Genomic DNA, 1031 nt, shown 5'->3' on the forward strand with positions numbered 1-1031 from the left:
TAATAAGAAGGAACCAGTCCCTGGTCCAAGAAACCCATCATAAAACCCAATGGCAAAAATTATGCCAATCAGCAAAAGCATTTTTTTCCTTTTCAGTCCTTTATACTTTGCCTCTTTCCCCCAATCCTTTTTTATCAACGTATAAACTGCGACGATGACCAAAAGGATCAAAATGAGCGGCTTTAGGATCTCTGCGGAAACGAAATGAACAATATAAGCACCCAATGCCGCTCCGATCAAGGTGATGGGAAACAGCTTGATGACGAATTTAAAGTCCACCTTCCCAGCCCTGATGAATGAAATCGTACTCGTCAACGATCCCATCGTCCCTGCAAGCTTATTCGTTGCTAATGCCGCTGAAGGTGAAATTCCCGTAAACAATAAGGCTGGAATCGAGATCAATCCCCCGCCGCCCACAACGGAATCGATGAATGCAGCAACAAAGCCGGCAAGTATTAAAAATAACAACGTATAGAGGTTGATATCCTCCATGTATTCCCCTCCCCCAAAAGCAAAAGCATTACACCTCATTTTTCTCCCAGATGATCGGATAACCACTCCTCTGACGTGACAATGAATCCATGCCGCCTAAGCAAAGCCGCGGTCACTCCATTCCCGGCCCTCTTCTCCCCCATGAATTCACCATTATAAATCGCCGCACTGCCACAGGATGGACTATTTTCTTTTAAAACGACCAGCGTCGCCCCAATCTCCTGGGCTTTCAATAAAGTAAGCTTCGCTCCTTCTATGTACAGTGCCGTTACATCCCTGCCCGTCCTTTCGATGATCTTGGCTTTTCCATCAAGTACATCCTCACCAGCACCGCCGACAATCTCCGCTGGCTCCCTCGGTACCGAAAAACCACCATGCAGCTCCGGACATACCGATACAGCCTTTTTCTCGCCAATTAATGACCTGATCCTCTCATCCAGGCTGTGAGTCCCGTTATATCTCACCTCAAAACCCGCCAAACAAGAACTCACCAAAATCATCCAATCACCCCAAACACCATTTTACCATTCTTCTCATCC

2 protein-coding genes are annotated in these 1031 nt (G+C 46.7%); both read right to left on the reverse strand.

Going from position 1 to position 1031, the window contains the following annotated elements; genetic code table 11:
- The coding region (locus CVN76_RS03620; protein ID WP_157805502.1) for a TSUP family transporter at window positions 1-492 on the reverse strand (492 nt) is incomplete at its 3' end.
- A gap of 35 nt (window positions 493-527) precedes the next feature.
- On the reverse strand, window positions 528-992 hold the full coding sequence (locus tag CVN76_RS03625) for a DUF523 domain-containing protein (RefSeq protein WP_100530330.1): 465 nt from the start codon (window positions 990-992) through the stop codon (window positions 528-530).
- Window positions 993-1031: the final 39 nt, after the last annotated feature.

This window comes from Bacillus sp. mrc49, assembly GCF_002803435.1.